Origin of the sequence: Rhizobium ruizarguesonis (assembly GCF_017357285.1) — a bacterium.
GTDB lineage: Bacteria > Pseudomonadota > Alphaproteobacteria > Rhizobiales > Rhizobiaceae > Rhizobium > Rhizobium ruizarguesonis.
In genome coordinates, this window is sequence record NZ_CP071681.1 from 252,432 (window position 1) to 273,123 (window position 20,692).

Below are 20,692 nucleotides of genomic sequence, written 5' to 3' on the forward strand. Positions count from 1 at the left end.
CGCGCTCTCAGGCGAGTTGCGGCGATGCACCGCTGTACAGCAGCGCAAAGTTGCTTAGGACGTCGACCTTTACGCAGCCATCGAGGTTCGGAGCCTCGGTGACGGTGATATCCAAAAGACCTTGTCGGCCGAACAGCATGTCGCGCAGAGCCGTTGAGATCGCCACGGCGAGTAGAGCGCCCGTCGTGTTGCATAGAGAACTAGGATCGTGACGCAGAAACATAGTAATCCTAAACCTTCCAGGCTTCGACTGCAGAGAGAGCCTCTGTCAGAATTGTTGCCTCATTCCAGTGGAACCGCGGCTTACCCACCACGCTTCACAAGACACTCATCGCCACGGTAGCGGTGAACGGACATGCGCAACATCTGCTCTTATGGGCAATCGGCGGATATGAAGACCCGCCTTTTGGGTGAATACCGGCTGAAAGCTTACGCACAACACCGTCTTTGGGTGGAGCGAAGGTGCATTAGGCGTAGCCCGCCCTTCGCTAGGACAGGTTGACTGCGGATGTGGCTGGATGATTGCTTGAGAGCAGTGCAGCACGAAGGCCGACACCTGTTTTTTGATCTGCGGCGATCAACAGTCGCTTGTCTTTTCAAGTCAGTCGGGACGGATAATGAGAGTAGATAGCCTCCGAACTGCCAGCGGACCGACGATTAGTTGGCGGGCCATAGAATGCTGGGGCGCCGGCATATCCCTCTTCTTTCAGGCAGGCGCCTTTCTGCCACTTATCCTGGCCGATGCGGACGGAACGCTCAGCGAATCCGCCAAATCTATACTGCGTCTTCCTTGCTTTCCTGTCTATGTATTTACAATCGTGATCCTGATACGCAATTTTCCGCAATTTCTAATGGCGCTCAGGCGAAATCTGATTGTTCCCCTGATCCTTGTCCTGCCGTTTTTGTCCACCCTTTGGTCAATAGGACCTCCAACGACCTTGAGGCGCGCAATCGGCCTTTTGTTTTGCGTGCTTCTTTCCTATGTCCTGGCGATACGTTTCACGCCAAGGCAGCTGCTGTTCCTGTTATTTGTGACCCTGGGAGCCTGCATCGTCCTCAGCGTGGTTTTGTCAGTGGTGTCACCAAGCCTTGCCAGTATGCCGGATGGTACTATGCGGGGCATTTTCATTCACAAGAACGTCCTGGGTTGGTACGCGTCTCTGATGATCTTGGTGGCGTCGGCCGTGCTGATCGACGGGACGCTCGGCCTGCGGCGAACCGCGTTCATCTTGTTGGCCGCGGGTATGGTCTGCCTTGCAAGCTCCGGATCGATGACCGCGATCATTGCAACGTCAGTGGCGTATTGCCTGATCGGCTTTTATTCCCTCCTGCAAAAAAGCAGCAGCATTGGCCGCGTCGTCATCGTCCTGTTTTTCGTTCAGCTGTCTGTCGCCATTCTGATTTCGCTTCACGAATTCCTGGTTCCGGCCCTTGAAGCGCTCGGCAAGGACGCGACTCTGACCGGTCGGGTGCCATTGTGGGAGCTGGTTGATCGCGAAATATCCGATCGTTGGATGTTTGGCTACGGTTACCAGGCTTTCTGGACAACCGCGAACCCCGAAGCGACGCGCATGTGGCTAAAGATCGGATGGGCGGCGCCTCACGCGCATAATGGATACCGCGATATCTTGTTGAGCTTTGGAATAATGGGAATGATTCCGTTTGTTCTGCTGCTTCTCCATGCAATCCGCCAGGGCGCGACCCTTCATTGTCATGACCCGCAGTACGGGTGGCTCTGGCTCAATGTCTTTACGATCATGATTCTGGTGATGAATCTGACTGAGAGTATTTTTTTCGCTCAGAATGACACCATCTTCATCCTGTTTACCGCAGCCATCATCATGTTTTCGCTGTACGCGCCCGTCGTTTCGATCAGCCGTTCGCCATCTTGGCAGGCGCCCTCGCGTGGCCTTGCGAGCGGGTTGCAGATATCATGAGGCGGCGTTTTGAACTGATCCTGAGCATTTTGCCTGTCATGCTCTTTCCGCAGTCCGGCAATCCGGCTCCAGTCGGGACCGAGATAGATGCGCCTGAGCGCTTGCAGATGCTCGTCAGGGAGGCGACTTGCGCGGAAGCTCCCGCGACTTTCTCAGCCAAGTTGAATGGGACTTCTTTAAGCGACGTATTGAGCAGCAGCGCTGGGGCGCGGACGATATTTTACGTTTCTCCCGATGGCAAAGACACCTGGAGTGGCCTCCTTCCGACAGCAAATCAGCAGGGCGGCGACGGCCCTTTCGCCAGCATTGAAAGAGCCCGTGATGCTGCCCGTGAGAAGGGCGGCACCAACACAATCGCGCTGGGTAAAGGCGATTACTACCTTACTCAGCCGATCGTCTTTGACCCCCGCGACAGGGGCTTGATCCTCACGGCAAGATGCAATGAAGCGCCGATTTTGCATGGGGGGCTACGCGTGCGCAATTGGGCCCAGCAGGCCGATGGTCGCTGGACGGCGCCGCTGAAATTGCCACCTGATGAAGGGGTCGGTGACCTTTTCGTCAATGGGAAACGCCAAACTCGGGCTCGATATCCCAACGCTCCCGCTGATGGCGATCCACGCAAGGGATGGTTGTTTGCCGCAAAGTGCGAGCCTGCCATCGACGTGTGGGAAGGAAACACGCGCTTTTGTTTCCATGCCGGCGATCTTCCGGCAGTGGGTGATACAAGTGGGCTGGTCGTGGACATCGTTGGGGGGTATCAACCGGGAAGCCAGTGGGGCAATGACACGCTCCCAGTTGTATCCATCGATGGCGCAGGCCGGACTGTCTATACGAAAGGCACAGGCTATTTCTTTACCGCAGAAGGGAGCCGCTATTTCCTAACCGGAGCCAAGGCCTTGCTCGATGCTCCCGGAGAGTGGTGGTACGACCTTGTCGCGGGCCAGCTTCATTATATCCCTGTCGATCAGTCGTTACCCAATCCCGTCGTCGTTGCTGGCATTCTGCCGACATTCTTCAAATTGGATGGGGCCGATGGGATGGTCGTATCAGGGCTCGAGTTTAGAGATGGAGCTCCTGAAGGCAGCGGCAAGTTCTATACGGAAACCAGAGGATTTGGCGCCATACGGATCGAACACGCTGATGGCGTCAAGATTCTCGGCAACAGCATCGAAAACGTCGGCGTCGGGGTCCATGTGACGGAAAGCAAGGATGCGTTGATTGCCGGCAATGTGATTGCGGATGTGGCTGGCAACGGGATTTACGTCGGCACAAATTATGGCACGTTCGGCAAGTCGAACGGCTGCAGGATCCTTTCAAACCATATCCATGACATCGGAAAGGTTTACATTGAAACCGCCGGAATATGGTTCCAGGCGGCTGACAATGTCAGGATCGCCGACAACCTGATCGAAAACACGGCGCAGTTCGGAATCGCCGGCGGTTCGCTGTGGGGTTCCAACGACGCCGTCTATAACGCTATCATCGAGCATAACGAGATCCGTAACGCCAATCAGCAGACCGCAGATGGCGGCGCCATCAAGATGATGGGCGAGCAGGCAGATCCTTTGAACAGCACCATCCGCTCCAATCTGGTGACCGGGACCGGTCATCTCATGAACAGGGTCGATGGGACCTTCTGGCCTCCCGGATATGAGAATACCAGCGAATGGCCGTCTCCTATCAGCTGGGCGATCTATACGGATGGGAAGGCGAGCGGGCTGCGTATCGAGGGAAATACGCTCTCGGGCAACGTCGCGGCGATCGGTATCAACGGCGGTTGGAGCAACCTGGTGGCGGGAAACGTCATCACACACGGATCGGGCGCGGCTTTTCGCGTTGATATCGGTACCGGCAGGGGTTGGCGTCCGCCATGGGCGCGCCCTAATCGTATTGAGGAGAATGTTGTATCGGTTAACAATGACAGCGGCATTGTAGCGTATGTCAACACTCCCGATCTTGGGCCTGGATTTGTGCAATTCGCGCGCAACCGCTACAGCGGCAACTTGAACAACAAGAGCTTCAGGATAAATCCGGAAATCATGCGTTCGGGAGAATTTGGCAGTCTAGGAGATCTTCAGAAGGCTGGGGCGGACACCGGAAGCGTAGTCGCGCCGCCCGAGTAACGAAAGGAGCCTCGACGAGCGGTGTCCTGCGGCGACAAGTCCGCAGCTATGGCGACTTGGAACACCCTCCGGTTATGGCGTGCACGCGCTGCTGGTAACTGCCGCAGGCAGGAACGGTGACCAGACGAGCGTGGCGAGCCGATCTCAAAGCGAAATTCCAACCCTTGCCCAACTCGCATCCTGCGCGAGGCTCCCGCCGAGCCGTCGAATGATCGATCGCGTCAAGGTGAAGGCCTTTTGAGTGTCCAGGCGAAGCCGCGGCCAGATCCGTCCGAAGATCCTGCCAGGCTCAAGTGTTCCACCTGCTCAGGAGTACACAGGAATTCCCTGAACTCTCTCTTTCCGGCTTTGTTTGTGCTCAAGCCTCACTAGCTTTGATCACGCTTGAGTGAATAGCTTCTGCAGCTCTGCGCGGGTCGAAGCGCTATTTCGGGCCAACGGTCATCAAAAAGAGCAACAGGGTAAGCTGAGGGGTACATAGACTTACTTCGAATATTGTACGTCATCGCGGCATAAGACGTAAAGTTGAAATCTCTTCTACGTCCAATAGCTGGAGCCGCAAGTATGGAGGCAATCGGCCTGCCGGGATATTCTGATGACAGTTTCGATCGCGAAAGCGTAGGTCATGGGAAAGCAAACAGCAGGCAGCAGCCAGACTTCAGTTCTTCATCCAAAGGGTTCCTTTGAATGGACGAATGTCCTTGGTGTTCGCGTTTCGGCAGTTAATCTCAAAAGCGCGACTGGATTTATTCAAAAAGCGATCGAAGACGGCAGGAAGGAATATGTTTGCGTTCGCGACGCACACGGCATCGTCCGCTGTCAAGATGATCCCGAGCTTCGGTCGATACATAACCGGGCTTTCCTCGTAACTCCCGACGGCATGCCGCTTGTTTGGGCATTGAAGCGTGCTGGTCATGCCGAAAGCGACAGGGTCTATGGACCGGATCTCATGCTATCCGTTTTCGATGCCGGCAGCTCCAAGGGCTTGCGCCACTTCCTTTATGGTGCAACGGCCGAAACGCTCGAACAACTGCAGGCACGCCTTCTGGCAAAATTTCCGCAAGCACGGATCGTCGGCACCTATGCGCCGCCTTTTCGCAAACTGTCGACGCAGGAGGAAACGGATATTGCTGACCGGCTTAATCGGTCGGGTGCCGATATCATCTGGGTCGGGCTGAGCAGTCCCAAGCAGGAACTCTGGATGGCGCGCATGCGCGATAGTCTGCAAGCATCGATGCTCATCGGTGTCGGAGCCGCATTCGATTTCCACGCCGGCCTCAAGCGGCAGGCTCCAAGGTTCATTCAAAGAAGCGGCTTCGAATGGGCGTTTCGTCTTTTATGCGAGCCGCGACGGCTGTGGCGGCGCTATGCGCTCGTCGTGCCGACCTTCATCTCACTGACGGCATTCCAGAGACTGGGACTTCGGAAGTTTCCGATCGAAGACGCGGTTTTTGGATCAAGCGCGCCAAAAGCAGCAGCTGCAAAGGTGTAAAGCCATCATGTCCTTATTTGCGTCGCCAGCAATGACACCGGGTCCGTCGAAGGCAGCCATATCAAATGACATGGCGGCGCGGGCGATTCCGGCAGGTTCCGTGCCACCCATCGCAGCCAAGCCCGCCGATCCCTTTGTACGGGCAGGGCCGAATATGCCCGTCGCGCTACGGCGCCGGCTTCCTCGGCTTGCAACCTCGTCCATCCTGGTCGCCGGCGACATTGCAGGTTATTTGATTGCCTATTTTGCTCTCCTGTCCTTTCTCCCCAGCGGCTCGGAGGGCACGATAGCGGAGCGCACGTTCACGATCGCAGCGCTCGCTGCCATTGTTCTCTACGCATCGGCCGGCCTCTATCCTGGATATCGGTTGCATGACCACGAACATCTGCGGCGGCGCACCATGGCTGCCGTCAAGGTGGCCGTCCTGACGGCATTCGCAGCAATTATCCTGCCGGAAGGGGAACGACTGCTGCTTGCCGTTATTGGGTTCCTCGCTCTCGGGCTGATTGTTCAGCCGCTTGTGCATTGGCTTGCACGAGGCCTATGCTGGAGACTTGGAATCTGGGGCGAGCGCGCGGTTGTCATAGGGGGGTGCAACCTTACTCCCGCTCTGGTGGCCCATTTCAAGAGCCGCTGGCAGTATGGCATCAGGCCGGAGCCATTTTCCCCTGATACTTTGGAGGCATTGCCCGATGGCGTGCCATCCATTGCCGTGATTGCGGGCGACACAGGCTCGCTTATACCCGACTTGGCGGGGCTGCGTCGGAAGTTCGCCGAAGTCATTTTGCTGTCCGACACGCCGAGCCTCAAGGTAAGCGGTTTGCGACCTGTGGATGTCGGCGGAGAGATCGGTATTCGCCTCACCACCGGTGGGAGTTGGGTCAACGCGGATCTGGTTCGCCGAATCCTCGATCTCGCAATCGCCATCCCTGCAATGATCGTGGTCGCGCCATTCATCGCATTTGCAGCGGCCGCAATCTATGCCATCGATCCAGGTCCCGTCTTCTTCCGGCATACCAGGGAAGGGCGATCCGGCAAGCCGGTGCACGTCCTGAAATTGAGGACGATGTACCAAGATGCAGAACAGCGCCTTGAGGCACTGTTCCGAGACAACCCTGCTATGCGCGCCGAGTGGTTGAGCCACTTCAAGCTCAAGGACGATCCGCGCATCCTTCCGGTTATAGGACATATGCTGCGCTCTTCGAGCATCGACGAGCTCCCGCAATTGGCAAACATCATTGCCGGCCAGATGGCCATCGTCGGGCCGCGTCCGTTCCCGGAATATCACCTCCTGGCTATGGACGGCGAATTTCGAAACAAGCGCCGTTCCGTCACGCCGGGGCTCACGGGCCTTTGGCAAATATCCGAACGAAGCAATGCGGATATCGAGCTGCAGCAGCAACTCGACGAGTTCTACATCGACAACCGGTCGCTGTGGTTTGACTGCCAAATTCTTCTCAGCACAATCCCTGCGGTCTTCAAGCGCAGGGGAGCCTACTGACCATCCTCGCTTTCGCGAGGCAACCGTCAACAACGGAGCACACCAATGCACGGACAAAAGCGAATTATGGTAACCGGCGGCACCGGCTTTCTGGGATCATTCCTGTGCGAAAGGCTTTTGCGAGAGGGCAATGACGTCCTCTGCGTGGACAATTACTACACCGGTTCGCGCGACAATGTGCTGCATCTTCTTGACGATCCTCGCTTTGAGGTGCTTCGCCATGACATTACCTTCCCGCTCTATGTGGAGGTCGACGAGATCTACAACCTCGCCTGTCCGGCGTCTCCGGTCCACTATCAACACGACCCCGTACAGACCGTGAAGACCAATGTGCACGGGGCCATCAATATGCTCGGCTTGGCAAAACGCACCAGGGCGAAGATCTTCCAGGCATCCACGAGCGAAGTTTATGGCGATCCGGCAGTCCACCCTCAGCCCGAGGAATATCGAGGCAGTGTCAATCCCATAGGGCCGCGGGCATGTTATGACGAAGGCAAGCGGTGTGCCGAAACATTGTTCTTCGACTACCATCGTCAATATGGCGTGGAAATCCGCGTAGCGCGCATCTTCAATACTTACGGGCCGCGCATGCAGACCAATGACGGCCGCGTCGTCTCCAATTTCATCGTTCAGGCGCTTCAAAACGAGCCGATCACCATCTTCGGCAACGGCACGCAAACGCGCTCCTTCTGCTATGTAGACGATCTGATTGAGGGCTTCATCCGCCTGATGGGGGCGCCGGCTGGCGTTACGGGTCCGATCAATCTCGGTAACCCAGGAGAATTCCAGGTCCGTGAATTGGCAGAAATGGTGATCGAAATGACCGGATCGAAGTCCGGCATCGTCTTCAAGGACCTGCCGGTTGACGATCCGACACAGCGCAAGCCGGATATCAGCCGCGCAACGCAACAACTGGGCTGGCAGCCGAAGGTGAACCTTCGTGAGGGGCTTGAGAGAACGATTGCTTATTTCGAGTGGAAGCTCTCTGGCGGCGTCAAGAGCACGCTTGGCGTCCAGTCCTCGCGAACGGCCTACACCAATCTGCCTACCCCGGCCGTCGGCCTTCCCGTTCAGGAAGCCGTATCAATCGGGCCGTGAACAGCAACGTCGATCATTGCAAGTCGAAGCTCGTGTTCTTTCGATGGGATGGTGCCGGAAACATGAATGTGCATAGCATACGAAAAGGAGCCGCCCCTGCGGGTGCAACACAGCGGTTGGGGCCCATCGTCTTTGCGGTCGATGCGGCCTACGCCGTTCCCTTGGCGACCGCCCTTAGATCGGTCGCCGAGAATAACCGAAGCGCATGGCCCCTGAATATCCATGTCGTTCATGAGGGAATAGGCGAAGAAACAAAGCAACTGATCTTTGATTCTCTGCCCGCAAATTCTGCAGTCATTCAGTGGCATCCCATCGCCACATTGTCCTTCGCAAGCGGATTTTCCACTCGCCCTGGCGTTTCGAGGATGACCTTCGCGAGGCTCCTTTTGCCGCAGTTCCTTCCGCAGACCTGCAATCGGGTTCTGTATCTGGATGGCGACATCCTGGTCCTGACTGCGCTTGAACAGTTGTGGAATACTGACCTCGGCGAGGCAGTGATCGGCGCTGTACCGGACTACTGGCTGGACAATGTGGTGCGCAATGGACCAGGTGCAACCGGCGGCCCTCGCGTCGAACGTTATTTTAACGCCGGCATTCTTCTTATCGACCTTGAAAAATGGCGAAACGAGCGAATATCGGAACGATCTCTGGACTATCTCGACCGCTTTCCGACGACGGAATATTCGGATCAGGACGCTCTTAACTTTGCCTGCGACGGAAAGTGGAAGATCCTGGACCGCGCCTGGAATTTTCAGTTCGAGCCAACGCAGGCGATCGCCCGCATCGCGCTCGAGCAGAAGCTCGCGATCGTTCATTTCGTGACCAACGTGAAGCCCTGGAAATCAGGAAGCTTGAGCCCGAACATCGCCTTCTACGATACGTTTCGGTCCCGGACCCGTTTTGCGCTTACCCGGTGGGCGCGCGTCCAGAGTGGCCTGAAGCGCGCAGGCTCGCGGCTGCTTGCCCGATCCGCCTTGTTGAGAGCAGCATGGTCCTGCACGAAATCGACTATGCGGGCACACGCATCGACGTCGCGCCAGTGAATCGGGGAGCGAAGAACGCGTAAGAGCGAAACGAAGCCGAGTTCGGGTTCGATGAAATGCTCCGAACGAAACGATTGCCTGCGGAGGAACAAGGTTGCACAGCGTTGATGTCGTCATTCCCTGCTACAACTACGCTCATTTCCTTGAGGAATGTGTTGGAAGTGTTCTTTCACAAGCAGGCGTCGATGTGCGCGTGCTTATTCTGGATGACTGCTCGCCAGACAATACGCCGGAAGTCGGAATGGCTCTGGCATCCCGGGACAAACGGGTCACCTATCGGCGGCACACGGCAAACAAGGGCCATATCGCCACCTATAACGGGGGAATCGAGTGGGCGGGCGGCGACTTATTCCTGCTTCTCTCTGCGGATGATTATCTCTTGCCGGGCGCGCTGGGGCGCGCTTCCGAGCTGATGCGCAATCATCCGCAGGTGGGGTTTACGTTCGGGAACGCGCTCATAGCTGAGCCGAGTGGCGTCAGTAAGCGCGTCGATCCTCTCGGCGACAATGGTGTGCCTCCCATGCAGGTATTGTCCGGTCCGCAATTCATACGGTTGAGTGGAGCAAACAACCTGGTTCCCACACCGACGGCCGTCGTGAGAACGACGCTGCAAAAACAGGTCGGCGGCTATAATAAGGAACTGCCGCATGCCGGTGATATGGAGATGTGGCTGCGGCTCGCATCACATGCTGGGGTCGGCTACATCAACGAAGACCAGGCAGTATACCGCAGACATGCTTCGAACATGTCGCTACAATACTATGGACAAAGTATCCTTCCTGACCTTCGACAAAGAAAACAGGCTTTCGATATTCTGTTTCGCCAAGGCGCGGAAAGCCTCAGGAACGATGAGAAACTAAGACGTTTTCTTGCCAGGGATCTCGGGAAAGAGGCGGTTCGGCTGGCCGGCATGGCATTCAATAATTTCGATGTTCCCACAGCCGTGGCTATTCAGCGCTTTGCTCTCGAGGTTTCTCCCGAGGTGCGAAATTCATTGCCCTGGATCAAGTTGGTCTGCAAGCAAACAATCGGCCCAAGGTACTGGTGCGCCTTGAATTCTATCGGGCGACGAGTTGCAGGATGAATAGGTAGGACCGGGCTAGGTTAGTTCATCCCCAAGTACGCGCAAACAACAGTCGGGCGGTTCAGCGCTCGATCGCGCTACTCATGCCAAGATTGCGGGAGACGTGGTGGAGGGGGCCCCGATATCAAAAGACCCGGTGACGCATTCGCGCCACCGGGGTGATTTGAGCAAGACTGTGGTTCCAAGATACGAAAACAACGATTAGTATAACGCCTTATTCACACTCATGCCGAAATACTGGTCTGGCACAGGTCGTTGAGCTTGAACACGACTTCCGTCCTATTCGTTGCTTTGACCTTTTTCATAATATTGCGAACATGCACCTTTACCGTGCTTTCTCGCAGATTAAGCTCATAAGCGATAATTTTGTTCGCCTTGCCGCGTCGGAGCGCCTCCACGACTTCAACCTGACGATCCGTGAATATGCCGGCGAGCGGGCGGGCGGTCGAATTGCTCGAGTCCAGCAAGTGACGCATGGCGAACAGGGCGCTTGCAGGCACAAAAATTCCTCCTGCCACTGACAGCGCGATCAGCTCCATACATACACTGACGCTGACTGAGGCGGGTATGAACCCTTTGGCTCCGTACTCAAGCGCCCTAACGATTTGGCCGAAATCATCGCTATCAGCCAGTACGATGAGTGGCGTCGATGCGAATTCCGACGAAAGATTCCGGATTTGCTCCGAAATGGCCGGTTCATCGATCTTTTTGCCGCCGACATTCAAGAGGATTGCCGAAAGCGGAGGATATTCGTCGCGCTTCTGCTTCCATTCCTCAATTGATCCAAATGCCAGAATCTGCAGATCCGCCTTTTGGGCAGCCATGCATTGCGCCAAGCATTGCCGATCGAGTTCACGATTATCGAGAATGACAAGCGAATGCGTTTGTCTTGCCGACAGGGCAAGTGCGTTCGAGTTACTTTCTATCTTAATGGGAAAGGCTAAGTTTTCCTGCCTAAGGTCTAAATTCGGTATAAGTGCTGAATTCACAGCTTCACCCTCCCCTAACACGTTACGCCCCACTACGGCCCGAGTACCAACCCCTCTCAATACGGGGGTTTAGGAAACTCTAAAGTAGGAATTGAATACCACAATTCGCGGAACGTTACAGTAGCTAATATAGGCTAAGTAGCGCACAACTTTCATTGCAAGGCGGAAATAGAAAGATAAATCTGAGGTAGACTTAACTATTACTAGGCAGCCTGAAGGATAGTCTCCGTCGTTACACCGCATCTTGGCGAGGGCCACTAAATGCATGGAAACAATCGCTGTCTCCGGCGTAGGCCTGGCGACAGGTGCGAGAGGTGACCCGCCACCAATGTTGGTCGAGGGCATGAACCAAGGCGTAAGTCGTCATAAGTAGATACGCCTTTAGGTGAATAACCTTAAACGTTTTGTTTCTTTACTCAGATGGAGAAAACAATTCTCTTTGGAGCGTAGAGAAATATTAGTCCTGTCGGTGTGAAACCTTGGGCGCAATCAAGCGATTGTTTGTTTCAACTGAAAGTCGGGGCTTGTTCAGGAGTAGGGATTTTGCAGGGATGATTGCATCAAACGTCAAGCTGGATGACAGCAGCGTCATCCATCATCGAGATCTTGTGAATCTATACGGCTGCACGATCGGCGCAGGGACGCGCATCGGCACCTTTGTCGAGATTCAGAAGAACGTCATCGTCGGAAAAGACTGCAAGATCTCCAGCCATTCCTTCCTCTGTGAGGGCGTGACGCTGGAAGACGGCGTGTTCATAGGCCACGGGGTCATGTTTACGAACGACACATACCCGCGCGCCGTCAATCCGGATGGCAGCCTGCAGACGGAGACCGACTGGGTCCTCATCCCTACCCTGGTAAAGCGCCACGCGTCGATCGGCAGCAACGCCACCATTCTGCCTGGCGTGATCATCGGAGAAGCCGCACAGGTCGGCGCCGGCGCGGTTGTAACCAAGGATGTGCCCGACGGCGCCATTGTTGTCGGCGTTCCGGCCAGGATCATCGGTCGCGTTCATGACCGATCAGTCAACATGCAAGCGTTGGGAGAAGTGCAATGATCGGTATCGCCGTTGTTGGGTATGGGTACTGGGGTCCGAATCTGGTTCGTAACATCTCGGAAGCGGCCGGCGCGCAGCTCATTTCAGTCTGTGATCTCAATGTCGAACGGTTGGCGGCTGTCAAAAGCCGCTACCCCGCAGTGACGATCACCGATGATTTCGAGGAAGTCCTGCGCGATCCGAGAGTGGACGCCATCGCTATCGCGACGCCGGTCTTCACCCATTTCAAGCTCGCAATGCAGGCTATGATGGCCGGAAAGCATGTCTTCGTCGAAAAGCCGATGGCTTCGACGACGGAGGAAGCCTCGCGGATGGTCGAAGAAGCCGCGCGCAGACGCCTCGTGCTGGCCGTGGATCATACTTTCGTCCATACCGGCGCCGTCCGCAAGATGCGCGAACTGGTCGAAAGCGGCCTCGGCGACATGTATTACTACGACTCGGTTCGGGTCAATCTGGGGCTCTTCCAGCACGATGTCAGCGTCATCTGGGACCTCGCGGTGCATGATCTCTCCATCCTGGACCATGTTGTGCAGGAAAGGCCGGTAGCCGTTTCTGCGACGGGCATGAGCCATGTGCTCGGCGAGCCGGAGAACATCGCCTATCTGACGCTTTTCTTCGAGAGCAAGCTCATCGCACATATCCACGTCAATTGGCTGGCCCCGGTCAAGGTGCGCCGCACGCTGATCGGCGGCAGCAGCAAGATGATCGTCTATGACGATCTGGAGCCCAGCGAAAAGATCAAGGTCTATGACAAGGGCATCACCATGTGCCCCAATTCCGATGCATATGGCGAGAAGGTGCATCAGATGATGGTCGGCTACCGCAGCGGCGACATGTGGGCGCCCAAGCTCGATATGACCGAGGCGTTGAAACGCGAACTGGATCAGTTCGTCGATTGCATCGAGCAAAATTCGCGGCCCATTACGGATGGCCAAGCCGGGTTGCGGGTCGTTCGCATCCTTGAAGCCGCAAGCCGATCGCTCGCCCAGCGCGGTCGTATCATCGAGCTTGAAGAGGCGAGGCGCATTGCATGATCCCGTTCCTGGACCTCAAGGCACAATATCAATCCATCAAGAGCGAAATCGACGCCGCCGTGCTCGGTGTTCTGGCCTCGGGGCAATACATACTGGGCGAGGAGGTCGCTCGCCTCGAGCAGGAATTCGCGGACTATTGCAACGTCAAACATGCGATAGCCGTCAACACCGGGACGAGTGCCCTGCATCTGTCGCTTCTCGCGGCAGGCGTGGGCCCCGGCGATGAAGTCATCACCGTGCCGTTCACCTTCGTCGCGACCGTATCGGCGATCTGCTACGCAGGCGCGCGGCCGGTATTCGTCGATGTCGAGCCGGTGACGCTCACGATGGATCCATCTCAACTCGAGGCAAAGATTACACCCCGAACCAAGGCCATTGTTCCCGTCCATCTCTACGGTCAGATGGCTGACATGGACGCGATCAAGGCGATTGCCGACCATCACGGTATAGCGGTCATCGAGGACGCCTGCCAGGCGCACGGAGCGCAATACAAAGGCGCGCGCGCCGGCAGCATCGGCACATCAGGCTGCTTCAGCTTCTATCCCGGCAAAAATCTCGGCGCCTGCGGCGAGGGGGGTATGGTCGTCACGAACAGCGACGATCAGGCCAAGACGATGCGCATGCTGCGCGACTGGGGCCAGGAACAGCGCTATCACCATCTGCTGAAGGGCTTCAACTACCGCATGGATGCCATTCAGGGCGCGATCCTGCGCATCAAGCTCCGGCATCTCGAAGCCTGGACCGAAGCGCGGCGCGCCCATGGACGCCGCTACTCGTTGCTGCTTGGCGGTTCGGCGAACCTCAGGACGCCTGTTGAAATCACCGACCGGCGCCACGTCTATCACGTCTATGCCATCAGAAGCCGCGATCGCGACCAGCTTCAGCGCGTATTGAGCGAAGAGGGCATTCAGTCCGGGCTACACTATCCGATCCCGGTTCATCTGCAGAAGGCCCATGCCGACCTTGGTTACAAGGCAGGCGATTTCCCAATCTCGGAAGCTGCCGCACGGGAGGTCCTCTCGCTGCCGATCTATCCCGAGATGCCGGCGTGGCACGTCGACCAGGTGGCCGCCGCGCTGGAGAACACCTATGTCAGCTAATCGTGCGGGCGAGGCCCGGATCGTGCAGGCGGTCCATGGCCGTCATGAAAGGCCGGCGGACCCTGCCTACCAGGCCGGGCTGGCCGAAGAACTCAGGCAGTCATACGGGCGCGCTGGCCTGATTGAACTCTACGGTCGTTTCGCGACCGGTGACGGTGTCATCGATACTCTGATGCGAAAAGCCATCTGGCAAGCCATCGCGCGGAGCTGTGGCACAGGATTGCAGGTTGCAGGCGGTGCCGGTTTCAAACATCCCGAGACGTTCGACATCGGCAATGGGGTGTTCATCGGGGCTCAGGCCTATATCCAGGGTCGCTTCGACGGCCGATGCAAGATCGGCGACAATGTCTGGATCGGGCCGATGGCCTATTTCGACGCTCGCGATCTCGTGATCGAGGATTCTGTCGGGTGGGGACCTGGCGCCAAGGTGCTTGGCTCGACCCACACGGCACTGCCCTTGGATGTGCCGATCATTCGCACGGATCTTGAAATCAGGCCGGTACGAATCTGTGCAGAGGCCGATATCGGAACGAATGCGACCATTCTTCCCGGCGTGACCATCGGGAAGGGGGCGATCGTTGGAGCGGGGGCAGTTGTCGTTTCCGACGTCGAGCCGTACTCAGTCGCCGCAGGTGTCCCTGCAAAATTCATACGTTGGCGTTCGGATAATGATCCGATGACGAACATGTTGCGTGAGGGAAGATCATGAGAGACAAACGGGTGCTCATTACCGGCGGTGCCGGTCTGATCGGCTCGCATATTGCTGATCTTGTCGCATTGGAAAAACCTCGCGAGATCATCGTCCTCGACAATTTCGTGCGCGGGCGCCGGGACAATCTCAGCTCGGCAATATCAAGCGCGCCTCTTAAGATCATCGACGGAGATATCCGCGACAGAGCGCTTCTGGCAAAAGTCTTCGAAGGCGTCGACATCGTCTTCCATCAGGCCGCCATCCGCATCACGCAATGCGCCGAAGAGCCACGGCTGGCTTTCGATGTCCTTGCGGAGGGCACGTTCAACGTTCTCGAAGCCGCCGTCAAGGCGGGCGTATCGAAGGTAGTTGCTGCCTCTTCCGCCTCCGTTCTGGGGCTTGCCGAGAATTTTCCAACGGCCGAAGAGCATCATCCGTACAATAACCGGACGATCTACGGCGCGGCGAAAACATTCAACGAGGGGCTGATGCGTAGCTTTGCGGAGATGTACGGCCTGCGCTATGTCGCGCTCCGTTACTTCAACGTCTATGGGCCGCGCATGGACGTTTACGGCGCCTATACGGAAGTTCTGATCCGTTGGATGGAACGCCTGATGGCCGGGATGCCGCCCCTCATCTATGGGGATGGTAGCCAGACGATGGACTTCGTCGATGCACGCGACATCGCCCGCGCAAACATTCTGGCCGCCAAAAGCGATGTCACGGACGAAGTGTTCAACGTCGCGAGCGGCAAGGAAATAAGCCTGCTGGAACTCGCGAAGATGCTGAGCGACATTATGGGTTCCTCACTCGAACCGCAGCACAAAGAGGCCCGCACGGTCAACGGTGTGACCCGTCGCCTTGCCGATATCAGCAAGGCCGAACGGCTCCTCGGCTTCAAGGCGGAGATCTCTATGGAGCAAGGGCTTCGTGATCTCGTTGCCTGGTGGCAAATGCAGACAAACGCAGGGGGGGCGGCTGCATGAGCTCATCTCAATCCACAATTCCGGTCGCCAAACCCGTCCTCGGGGAGGAAGAGGCTGAGGCTGCGCGCCGCGTTATTCTGTCGGGATGGGTGACGCAAGGGCCGGAAGTCGCGGCTTTCGAGCGTGAATTCGCTGCCTTTGTGGGCGCCGCGCATGCTTGCGCCATGTCCAATTGCACGACCGCGTTGCATCTGGCCCTGAAGGCGGTCGGCGTATCCGCCGGTGATGAAGTCGTCACGGTCAGCCATTCTTTCATCGCGACCGCAAACGCGGTTCGCTACTGCGATGCGGTGCCTGTTTTCGTCGATATTGAAGAAGATGGTTACAACATCGAAGCCAGTCTGATCGAAAGGGCAATCACGCCTCGCACCAGGGCAATTCTCTGCGTGCATCAACTCGGCATGCCTTGCGATCTCCGCGCCATCGTGGAGATCGGCAAGCGCCATCAGATACCGGTCATCGAGGATGCAGCCTGTGCGACGGGAAGCGAAATCCTGTGGGACGGCCGTTGGGAAAAGATCGGCAAAGCGCATGGCGACATTGCCTGCTTCTCCTTCCACCCCAGGAAGGTCGTCACGACAGGCGATGGCGGCATGTTGACGACGGCCAATCCCGAATATGACCGGAAGTTCCGGCTCTGGCGCCAGCATGGCATGAGCGTCACCGATGCCGTTCGTCACGGCTCGAAACAGGTCATCTTCGAAGACTATGACGAGTTGGGTTACAATTACCGGATGACCGATCTTCAGGCGGCCGTCGGACGCGAGCAGTTGCGGCGGCTGCCGGAGTTGGTTGCCCAGCGCCGGCTGCTTGCCGAGCAATATTGCGAACGTCTGTCGACGATTGCCGGGCTTTCTCTGCCGACCGAGCCGCGCTGGGCTCGCAGCAACTGGCAGAGCTTCTGTGTGAGACTGGCCGATACGATCGACCAGCGCGCCGTCATGCAGACCCTGCTCGATCAGGGGATCTCGACCCGGCGCGGGGTGATGAACATTCATCTGGAGAAAGCATATTCTGGTGAGAGCTCCCACCGCGCTGCCATGAGCCTGATGCGAAGCGTATCTGCGCAACAGCAAACGATAATCCTGCCGCTTTATGCCCAGATGACCTTGTCTGACATGGACCGGGTTGTTGAGGCACTTCGCGCAGCCCTTGCGGAAGCGACCGTCGGAGCCTCCAGCGTGCAACGTGCCATGGATGTCGCTGTCGCCTGAACCCGCATTTGCCTGACGTAGCAATTTGCATAACGAAACAATGCGCGTATCTCCGGATGCGCGCATTGTTCGTCATGCTGATTTCGTGATCCATCCGCGGATGGTTGCTGGCACGGACTCCGGCGGAAGCAGGTCGATCAGCATGCGCAGCGAATAGAGCCCGCACAGAGCGACGGCGACGAAGCCAATCACCGTCGCCGGCCACAGCGGCAAAATCGAGAACATCAGGAATACCAGTCCCGATGCGGGCAAGAAAAGCAGCGCGTGTCTGCGATTGGCGGCGGACCAGCGAAAACCGGTCAGCTTCCGCACGATCACATAGATCAGGATGCTGTGCCAGACATAGAGGCCAAAAAACGCCATACCGGCTCCTTGCGTACCGAGCAGCGATACGAAGAGCCAGGCAAGCCCCACATGCACGACCGCCGCCGCAACCTCCGTCCAGAAGAAAATCGCCTGGGTACGCTTCGCCACGACGATGAAACCCATCGGCCAGGAAATAATCCGCAGCATCATTCCAAGGCAGATCCAGCGCAGAAGATCGACTGCCCCATGAAATTCCGCCGAATAGAACAGGCTCATCATGAGCGGTGCAAGCGTCAAGGTGCCGAGCAGGCCGGGGCCAGCGAGCAGCATGCTGATTTCCGCCTGTTCATTGACCAGCCGATTGCATTCGGCATTGTTCTCGGCTGCCGCAGTCAGGCGCGGATAAAAATCCGTCCCCATCGCCTGCAGGATGAAGCCGGCATAAAGACCGCCAAGGCCCCAGGCCGCCTGGTACAATCCAGCCGCCATGACGCCGCCCTCCTTCAGCACGATGAGGCGGATGGCGTAAGCTGCGCCGAAGGTCAGAAGCCCGCTTGCCATGAAGACGAAGCCGAGCCTGAGCAGTGCGGACACTTCCCGACCGAACTGGCGCGTGGGCATTGGCGAGGGATGCGGGCAGATCCGCCGGCTGTACCACCAGGTCGGGAGGATTGAGGCAGCCGCAATCACCACGAGGGACGGTGCGATCGCCTGCAGGCCGAACAGATAGATCAGCGGGATGCTGACAGCCGTGCCGATAAGCCCGGCGAGCACGTTGATACGGGCAAGATCGGCAATGCCGCGCAGGCCCTGGATCAATGCAGTCTGCCCTGCAGAGACCAGTCGAAAGAAGATTGCCAGCGACAGCAATGCAATGCCACCGGCATGCTGGTAGTCGCCGAAAGTGAAATTTGAGACCGGGAATGCCAACGCGGCAAGAAGGAGCGCACCAAATAATCCGAGCACTATCGATATGCGTCTCAGCACTGTTGCTGATCGTGCGATCGTTTCTGCGTCATCGGTGCCCGCAGCTTCGGCAATCTGGCGCACGCCACTGCTGCCCACGCCAAGCCCGGCAATCGCCTGGGCGATATCGAGGATCGACCCGTAAAGGCCCATCAGTCCCACGCCTTCCGGCCCGAGCAGAACAGCCATGGCTTTGTTTCTGATAATGCTGAGTGCGACGTTGACGAGCGAAGAGCCGCCCATCAGCATCGTCGATTTTAGGATCTGGGTGTAGGTCGGGCTGCTGGGTGGGGTCATGCGCAACGTCATCGAATGCCCATGTCCGTTATCCCGTGCTGGCCTTCAATCGCACGCGGGGTCGATTGCAGCACGTGCTTTTCGCGTATCACCGGCTTGCCTGACTGATATGTGCCTCTGTCTGAACAGGAAGTGCAGCGGCGTCTTCGGACGGCGTATCCGTGATACGGGGCTGGGTTACCCTGACCACGTCGCCCGGCGCCAGTTCCGTCGTTTCGGAGGCTTGGAATTGATTGACCTGTCCCTTGTCCCGCCGGCTCAAGATGAAGGTCAGCGGGAGTTCTTCATCGCGGTTATTCTCGTTGGTGCCGGTCGACAGTTCTCCGAGAAGCAGTTGTTGCGTGGTGTCGCGCTTCAATTTGAGCTGGTCGAGATTGGCCTTTTCCGCCTGCACTTCGGAAGCGATCTCGCTCCGGCGAGTGTCGGAAAGTCCCTCGAGATTGCGCGTCGTCTCGTTGATCGCCTGGCGGCCCCGCATGATGGCCGTCACGAGGTCGAGCCGGTCGGAGCGATAGGTGGTGAGCAATCGTTCCAGATCCATCTGGCGTGAAGTGATCGTGAGGCCCTTCTGGACCAGCGTCTTCACGCTCGTCAGTTGCTCTTCGACCGAATGGATATTGTCATCCGAGCCTTTCAGCTTTTCTTCCAGTGTATCGATTTCCGCCGTCAAGAGATTGCGCAATTCGGCGAGAGCCACCGACTGCTTGTCCAGCGCGTTTGCACGAGCCTGAAAAATGACCCGCTCCTCCTGGTAGAGACTCTCGGCATATTGCCGATCGGCAGCCGGCGGCTGATCGAAGACGATCTCCTTCGCGCCGGCCATCTCCGCTTGCAGCCGCGCGAGCTTTGCCGAACTGCGTAGCAGCGAATGGTCGATTTCCCGCAAGTCGCCGACAAGAGTGATCGTCTGCGATCGCTGCTGTGCCGGCGCCCGCAACGGGCCGCCGCTCATGGCCAGGGATTGCAGGACGCTGAGGCCGGAGTGAAACTTATATTCTCCCGGCGCCATCACGTCTCCGACGACGTAAATGGACGGATAGTCGAGAACGTCGATCGTCACCGCAGGTGCCTGGGCCAAACCCATCTTTGCCTGAAGGCGCTTGGCAATCTCGTTGGTGAGGCTCGTATTGTCCAGTCCAACCGGCTGCGGCCCCAGAAAGGGCAGGGAGACTTCACCGGCATCTGAGACCGTATATTCGCCGCCGATCGCATCCCATCGCTCAAACTGGCCCTTGGACGGCATCCATTGGACGACCGTCAGGCGGATTTTCGTTTGCGGAGCCAAAGGGGCGCTATCGGCGAGAGCCGGCGACACGGCTCCGGCAAGAAAGACGAGTGCGCTGATGACAAACGTGGCGCGAAAGAACGGGTGAGGGGCACGGTGCGATAGATTCATTACATGTCTCGCCTTCAAAGCATCCTTCAACGGACGCTGGTCCAATGCCTTGAGCGCTGTTCGAACGCCGGACGCCAAGCCCGAAACCAGATCGCTAGTGTGCAGTCTGGCGAAGCCTTGAGGAAGGTGGAGGTCGGTTACTTTGCCTAATCACAATTGATGAGGTGGGGAGGGTGCTTAAGCCCAAATCGAGCAGAAACACATATCTTCGGCGCGACAGAGGGAGTCCCCTCGGGCGCGCTAGCCTCGAAGAACCGCAATCCCCCGCGGCAGAGCCTTTATGCTCGCATCGCCAAATTTTGCCGGACGACGATATTGACCGGCGGCGTCGCCTTTCGTTCGACAACTCGAAGCAGCGCCGGCGGTGCTGCACAAGG

Annotated in this window: 17 protein-coding genes; 13 read left to right on the forward strand and 4 right to left on the reverse strand. The window is 57.5% G+C overall.

Going from position 1 to position 20,692, the window contains the following annotated elements; genetic code table 11:
• Positions 1-7: 7 nt before the first annotated feature.
• On the reverse strand, positions 8-166 hold the full coding sequence (locus J3P73_RS32310) for a hypothetical protein (RefSeq protein WP_018493932.1): 159 nt from the start codon (positions 164-166) through the stop codon (positions 8-10).
• A 451-nt stretch (positions 167-617) separates the two neighbouring features.
• Here J3P73_RS32310 and J3P73_RS32315 point away from each other — a divergent pair, with 451 nt between their 5' ends.
• From J3P73_RS32315 to J3P73_RS32345, 7 genes are all read left to right on the forward strand, one after another.
• Positions 618-1,937, forward strand: coding sequence for an O-antigen ligase family protein (locus tag J3P73_RS32315; RefSeq protein WP_130773234.1), 1,320 nt, complete (start codon positions 618-620; stop codon positions 1,935-1,937).
• Positions 1,934-4,060 (forward strand): right-handed parallel beta-helix repeat-containing protein, encoded by a 2,127-nt coding sequence (locus J3P73_RS32320; RefSeq protein WP_207580220.1) that lies wholly within the window; start codon positions 1,934-1,936, stop codon positions 4,058-4,060. The genes J3P73_RS32315 and J3P73_RS32320 overlap by 4 nt, the downstream gene beginning before the upstream one ends.
• Before the next feature lie 625 nt (positions 4,061-4,685).
• On the forward strand, positions 4,686-5,552 hold the full coding sequence (locus J3P73_RS32325) for a WecB/TagA/CpsF family glycosyltransferase (RefSeq protein ID WP_018071882.1): 867 nt from the start codon (positions 4,686-4,688) through the stop codon (positions 5,550-5,552).
• Between the two features lie 7 nt (positions 5,553-5,559).
• Positions 5,560-7,053 carry a sugar transferase gene (locus J3P73_RS32330; RefSeq protein ID WP_130657816.1) on the forward strand — a complete coding sequence of 498 codons (1,494 nt, stop codon included), beginning with the start codon at positions 5,560-5,562 and terminating at the stop codon, positions 7,051-7,053.
• 45 nt (positions 7,054-7,098) lie between these two features.
• Positions 7,099-8,151 carry a UDP-glucuronic acid decarboxylase family protein gene (locus J3P73_RS32335; protein ID WP_018071884.1) on the forward strand — a complete coding sequence of 351 codons (1,053 nt, stop codon included), beginning with the start codon at positions 7,099-7,101 and terminating at the stop codon, positions 8,149-8,151.
• Positions 8,148-9,194 (forward strand): glycosyltransferase family 8 protein, encoded by a 1,047-nt coding sequence (locus tag J3P73_RS32340; protein WP_245002776.1) that lies wholly within the window; start codon positions 8,148-8,150, stop codon positions 9,192-9,194. Before J3P73_RS32335 ends, J3P73_RS32340 begins: the two co-directional genes overlap by 4 nt.
• Positions 9,195-9,288: 94 nt before the next feature.
• Positions 9,289-10,278, forward strand: a complete 990-nt coding sequence (locus J3P73_RS32345; protein WP_130657621.1) for a glycosyltransferase family 2 protein — start codon at positions 9,289-9,291, stop codon at positions 10,276-10,278.
• Between the two features lie 224 nt (positions 10,279-10,502).
• Here J3P73_RS32345 and J3P73_RS32350 read toward each other — a convergent pair whose 3' ends face one another.
• Positions 10,503-11,267, reverse strand: a complete 765-nt coding sequence (locus J3P73_RS32350) for a response regulator transcription factor (protein WP_018071887.1) — start codon at positions 11,265-11,267, stop codon at positions 10,503-10,505.
• A gap of 551 nt (positions 11,268-11,818) precedes the next feature.
• On the opposite strand from J3P73_RS32350, the gene J3P73_RS32355 reads away from it, so the two are divergent.
• From J3P73_RS32355 to J3P73_RS32380, 6 genes are read left to right on the forward strand one after another with little or no spacing between them, the layout of a single operon-like run.
• The gene (locus J3P73_RS32355) at positions 11,819-12,325 is read left to right on the forward strand and encodes an acyltransferase (protein ID WP_130657623.1); all 507 of its coding nucleotides are present in this window, start codon (positions 11,819-11,821) and stop codon (positions 12,323-12,325) included.
• A complete protein-coding gene (locus J3P73_RS32360) occupies positions 12,322-13,359 on the forward strand; it encodes a Gfo/Idh/MocA family protein (RefSeq protein ID WP_018071889.1) in 1,038 nt (345 codons plus the stop codon). The genes J3P73_RS32355 and J3P73_RS32360 overlap by 4 nt, the downstream gene beginning before the upstream one ends.
• Positions 13,356-14,459 (forward strand): DegT/DnrJ/EryC1/StrS family aminotransferase, encoded by a 1,104-nt coding sequence (locus J3P73_RS32365; protein WP_130705802.1) that lies wholly within the window; start codon positions 13,356-13,358, stop codon positions 14,457-14,459. The genes J3P73_RS32360 and J3P73_RS32365 overlap by 4 nt, the downstream gene beginning before the upstream one ends.
• Positions 14,449-15,168, forward strand: coding sequence for an acyltransferase (locus tag J3P73_RS32370; protein ID WP_130705801.1), 720 nt, complete (start codon positions 14,449-14,451; stop codon positions 15,166-15,168). Before J3P73_RS32365 ends, J3P73_RS32370 begins: the two co-directional genes overlap by 11 nt.
• The gene (locus J3P73_RS32375) at positions 15,165-16,136 is read left to right on the forward strand and encodes an NAD-dependent epimerase/dehydratase family protein (RefSeq protein WP_130707152.1); all 972 of its coding nucleotides are present in this window, start codon (positions 15,165-15,167) and stop codon (positions 16,134-16,136) included. Before J3P73_RS32370 ends, J3P73_RS32375 begins: the two co-directional genes overlap by 4 nt.
• Positions 16,133-17,350 carry a DegT/DnrJ/EryC1/StrS family aminotransferase gene (locus tag J3P73_RS32380; RefSeq protein WP_130774386.1) on the forward strand — a complete coding sequence of 406 codons (1,218 nt, stop codon included), beginning with the start codon at positions 16,133-16,135 and terminating at the stop codon, positions 17,348-17,350. Before J3P73_RS32375 ends, J3P73_RS32380 begins: the two co-directional genes overlap by 4 nt.
• A 72-nt stretch (positions 17,351-17,422) precedes the next feature.
• Here the strand turns inward: J3P73_RS32380 and J3P73_RS32385 are convergent, their stop codons facing one another.
• Together J3P73_RS32385 and J3P73_RS32390 are read right to left on the reverse strand one after the other, a co-directional pair.
• On the reverse strand, positions 17,423-18,931 hold the full coding sequence (locus tag J3P73_RS32385; RefSeq protein WP_130705798.1) for an O-antigen translocase: 1,509 nt from the start codon (positions 18,929-18,931) through the stop codon (positions 17,423-17,425).
• A gap of 76 nt (positions 18,932-19,007) precedes the next feature.
• The gene (locus J3P73_RS32390) at positions 19,008-20,315 is read right to left on the reverse strand and encodes an exopolysaccharide biosynthesis protein (RefSeq protein WP_018071895.1); all 1,308 of its coding nucleotides are present in this window, start codon (positions 20,313-20,315) and stop codon (positions 19,008-19,010) included.
• Positions 20,316-20,692 lie beyond the last annotated feature (377 nt).

What these genes read in the sequence shown, in the direction of transcription:
- J3P73_RS32325 (WP_018071882.1), top strand. Translation starts at nt 4,686, where the DNA reads ATGGGAAAGCAAACAGCAGGCAGCAGCCAGACTTCAGTTCTTCATCCA.
- J3P73_RS32315 (WP_130773234.1), top strand. Translation starts at nt 618, where the DNA reads ATGAGAGTAGATAGCCTCCGAACTGCCAGCGGACCGACGATTAGTTGG.
- J3P73_RS32335 (WP_018071884.1), top strand. Translation starts at nt 7,099, where the DNA reads ATGCACGGACAAAAGCGAATTATGGTAACCGGCGGCACCGGCTTTCTG.
- J3P73_RS32370 (WP_130705801.1), top strand. Translation starts at nt 14,449, where the DNA reads ATGTCAGCTAATCGTGCGGGCGAGGCCCGGATCGTGCAGGCGGTCCAT.
- J3P73_RS32330 (WP_130657816.1), top strand. Translation starts at nt 5,560, where the DNA reads ATGTCCTTATTTGCGTCGCCAGCAATGACACCGGGTCCGTCGAAGGCA.
- J3P73_RS32385 (WP_130705798.1), bottom strand. Translation starts at nt 18,931, where the DNA reads ATGACGTTGCGCATGACCCCACCCAGCAGCCCGACCTACACCCAGATC.
- J3P73_RS32375 (WP_130707152.1), top strand. Translation starts at nt 15,165, where the DNA reads ATGAGAGACAAACGGGTGCTCATTACCGGCGGTGCCGGTCTGATCGGC.
- J3P73_RS32320 (WP_207580220.1), top strand. Translation starts at nt 1,934, where the DNA reads ATGAGGCGGCGTTTTGAACTGATCCTGAGCATTTTGCCTGTCATGCTC.
- J3P73_RS32390 (WP_018071895.1), bottom strand. Translation starts at nt 20,315, where the DNA reads ATGAATCTATCGCACCGTGCCCCTCACCCGTTCTTTCGCGCCACGTTT.
- J3P73_RS32380 (WP_130774386.1), top strand. Translation starts at nt 16,133, where the DNA reads ATGAGCTCATCTCAATCCACAATTCCGGTCGCCAAACCCGTCCTCGGG.
- J3P73_RS32355 (WP_130657623.1), top strand. Translation starts at nt 11,819, where the DNA reads ATGATTGCATCAAACGTCAAGCTGGATGACAGCAGCGTCATCCATCAT.
- J3P73_RS32365 (WP_130705802.1), top strand. Translation starts at nt 13,356, where the DNA reads ATGATCCCGTTCCTGGACCTCAAGGCACAATATCAATCCATCAAGAGC.
- J3P73_RS32360 (WP_018071889.1), top strand. Translation starts at nt 12,322, where the DNA reads ATGATCGGTATCGCCGTTGTTGGGTATGGGTACTGGGGTCCGAATCTG.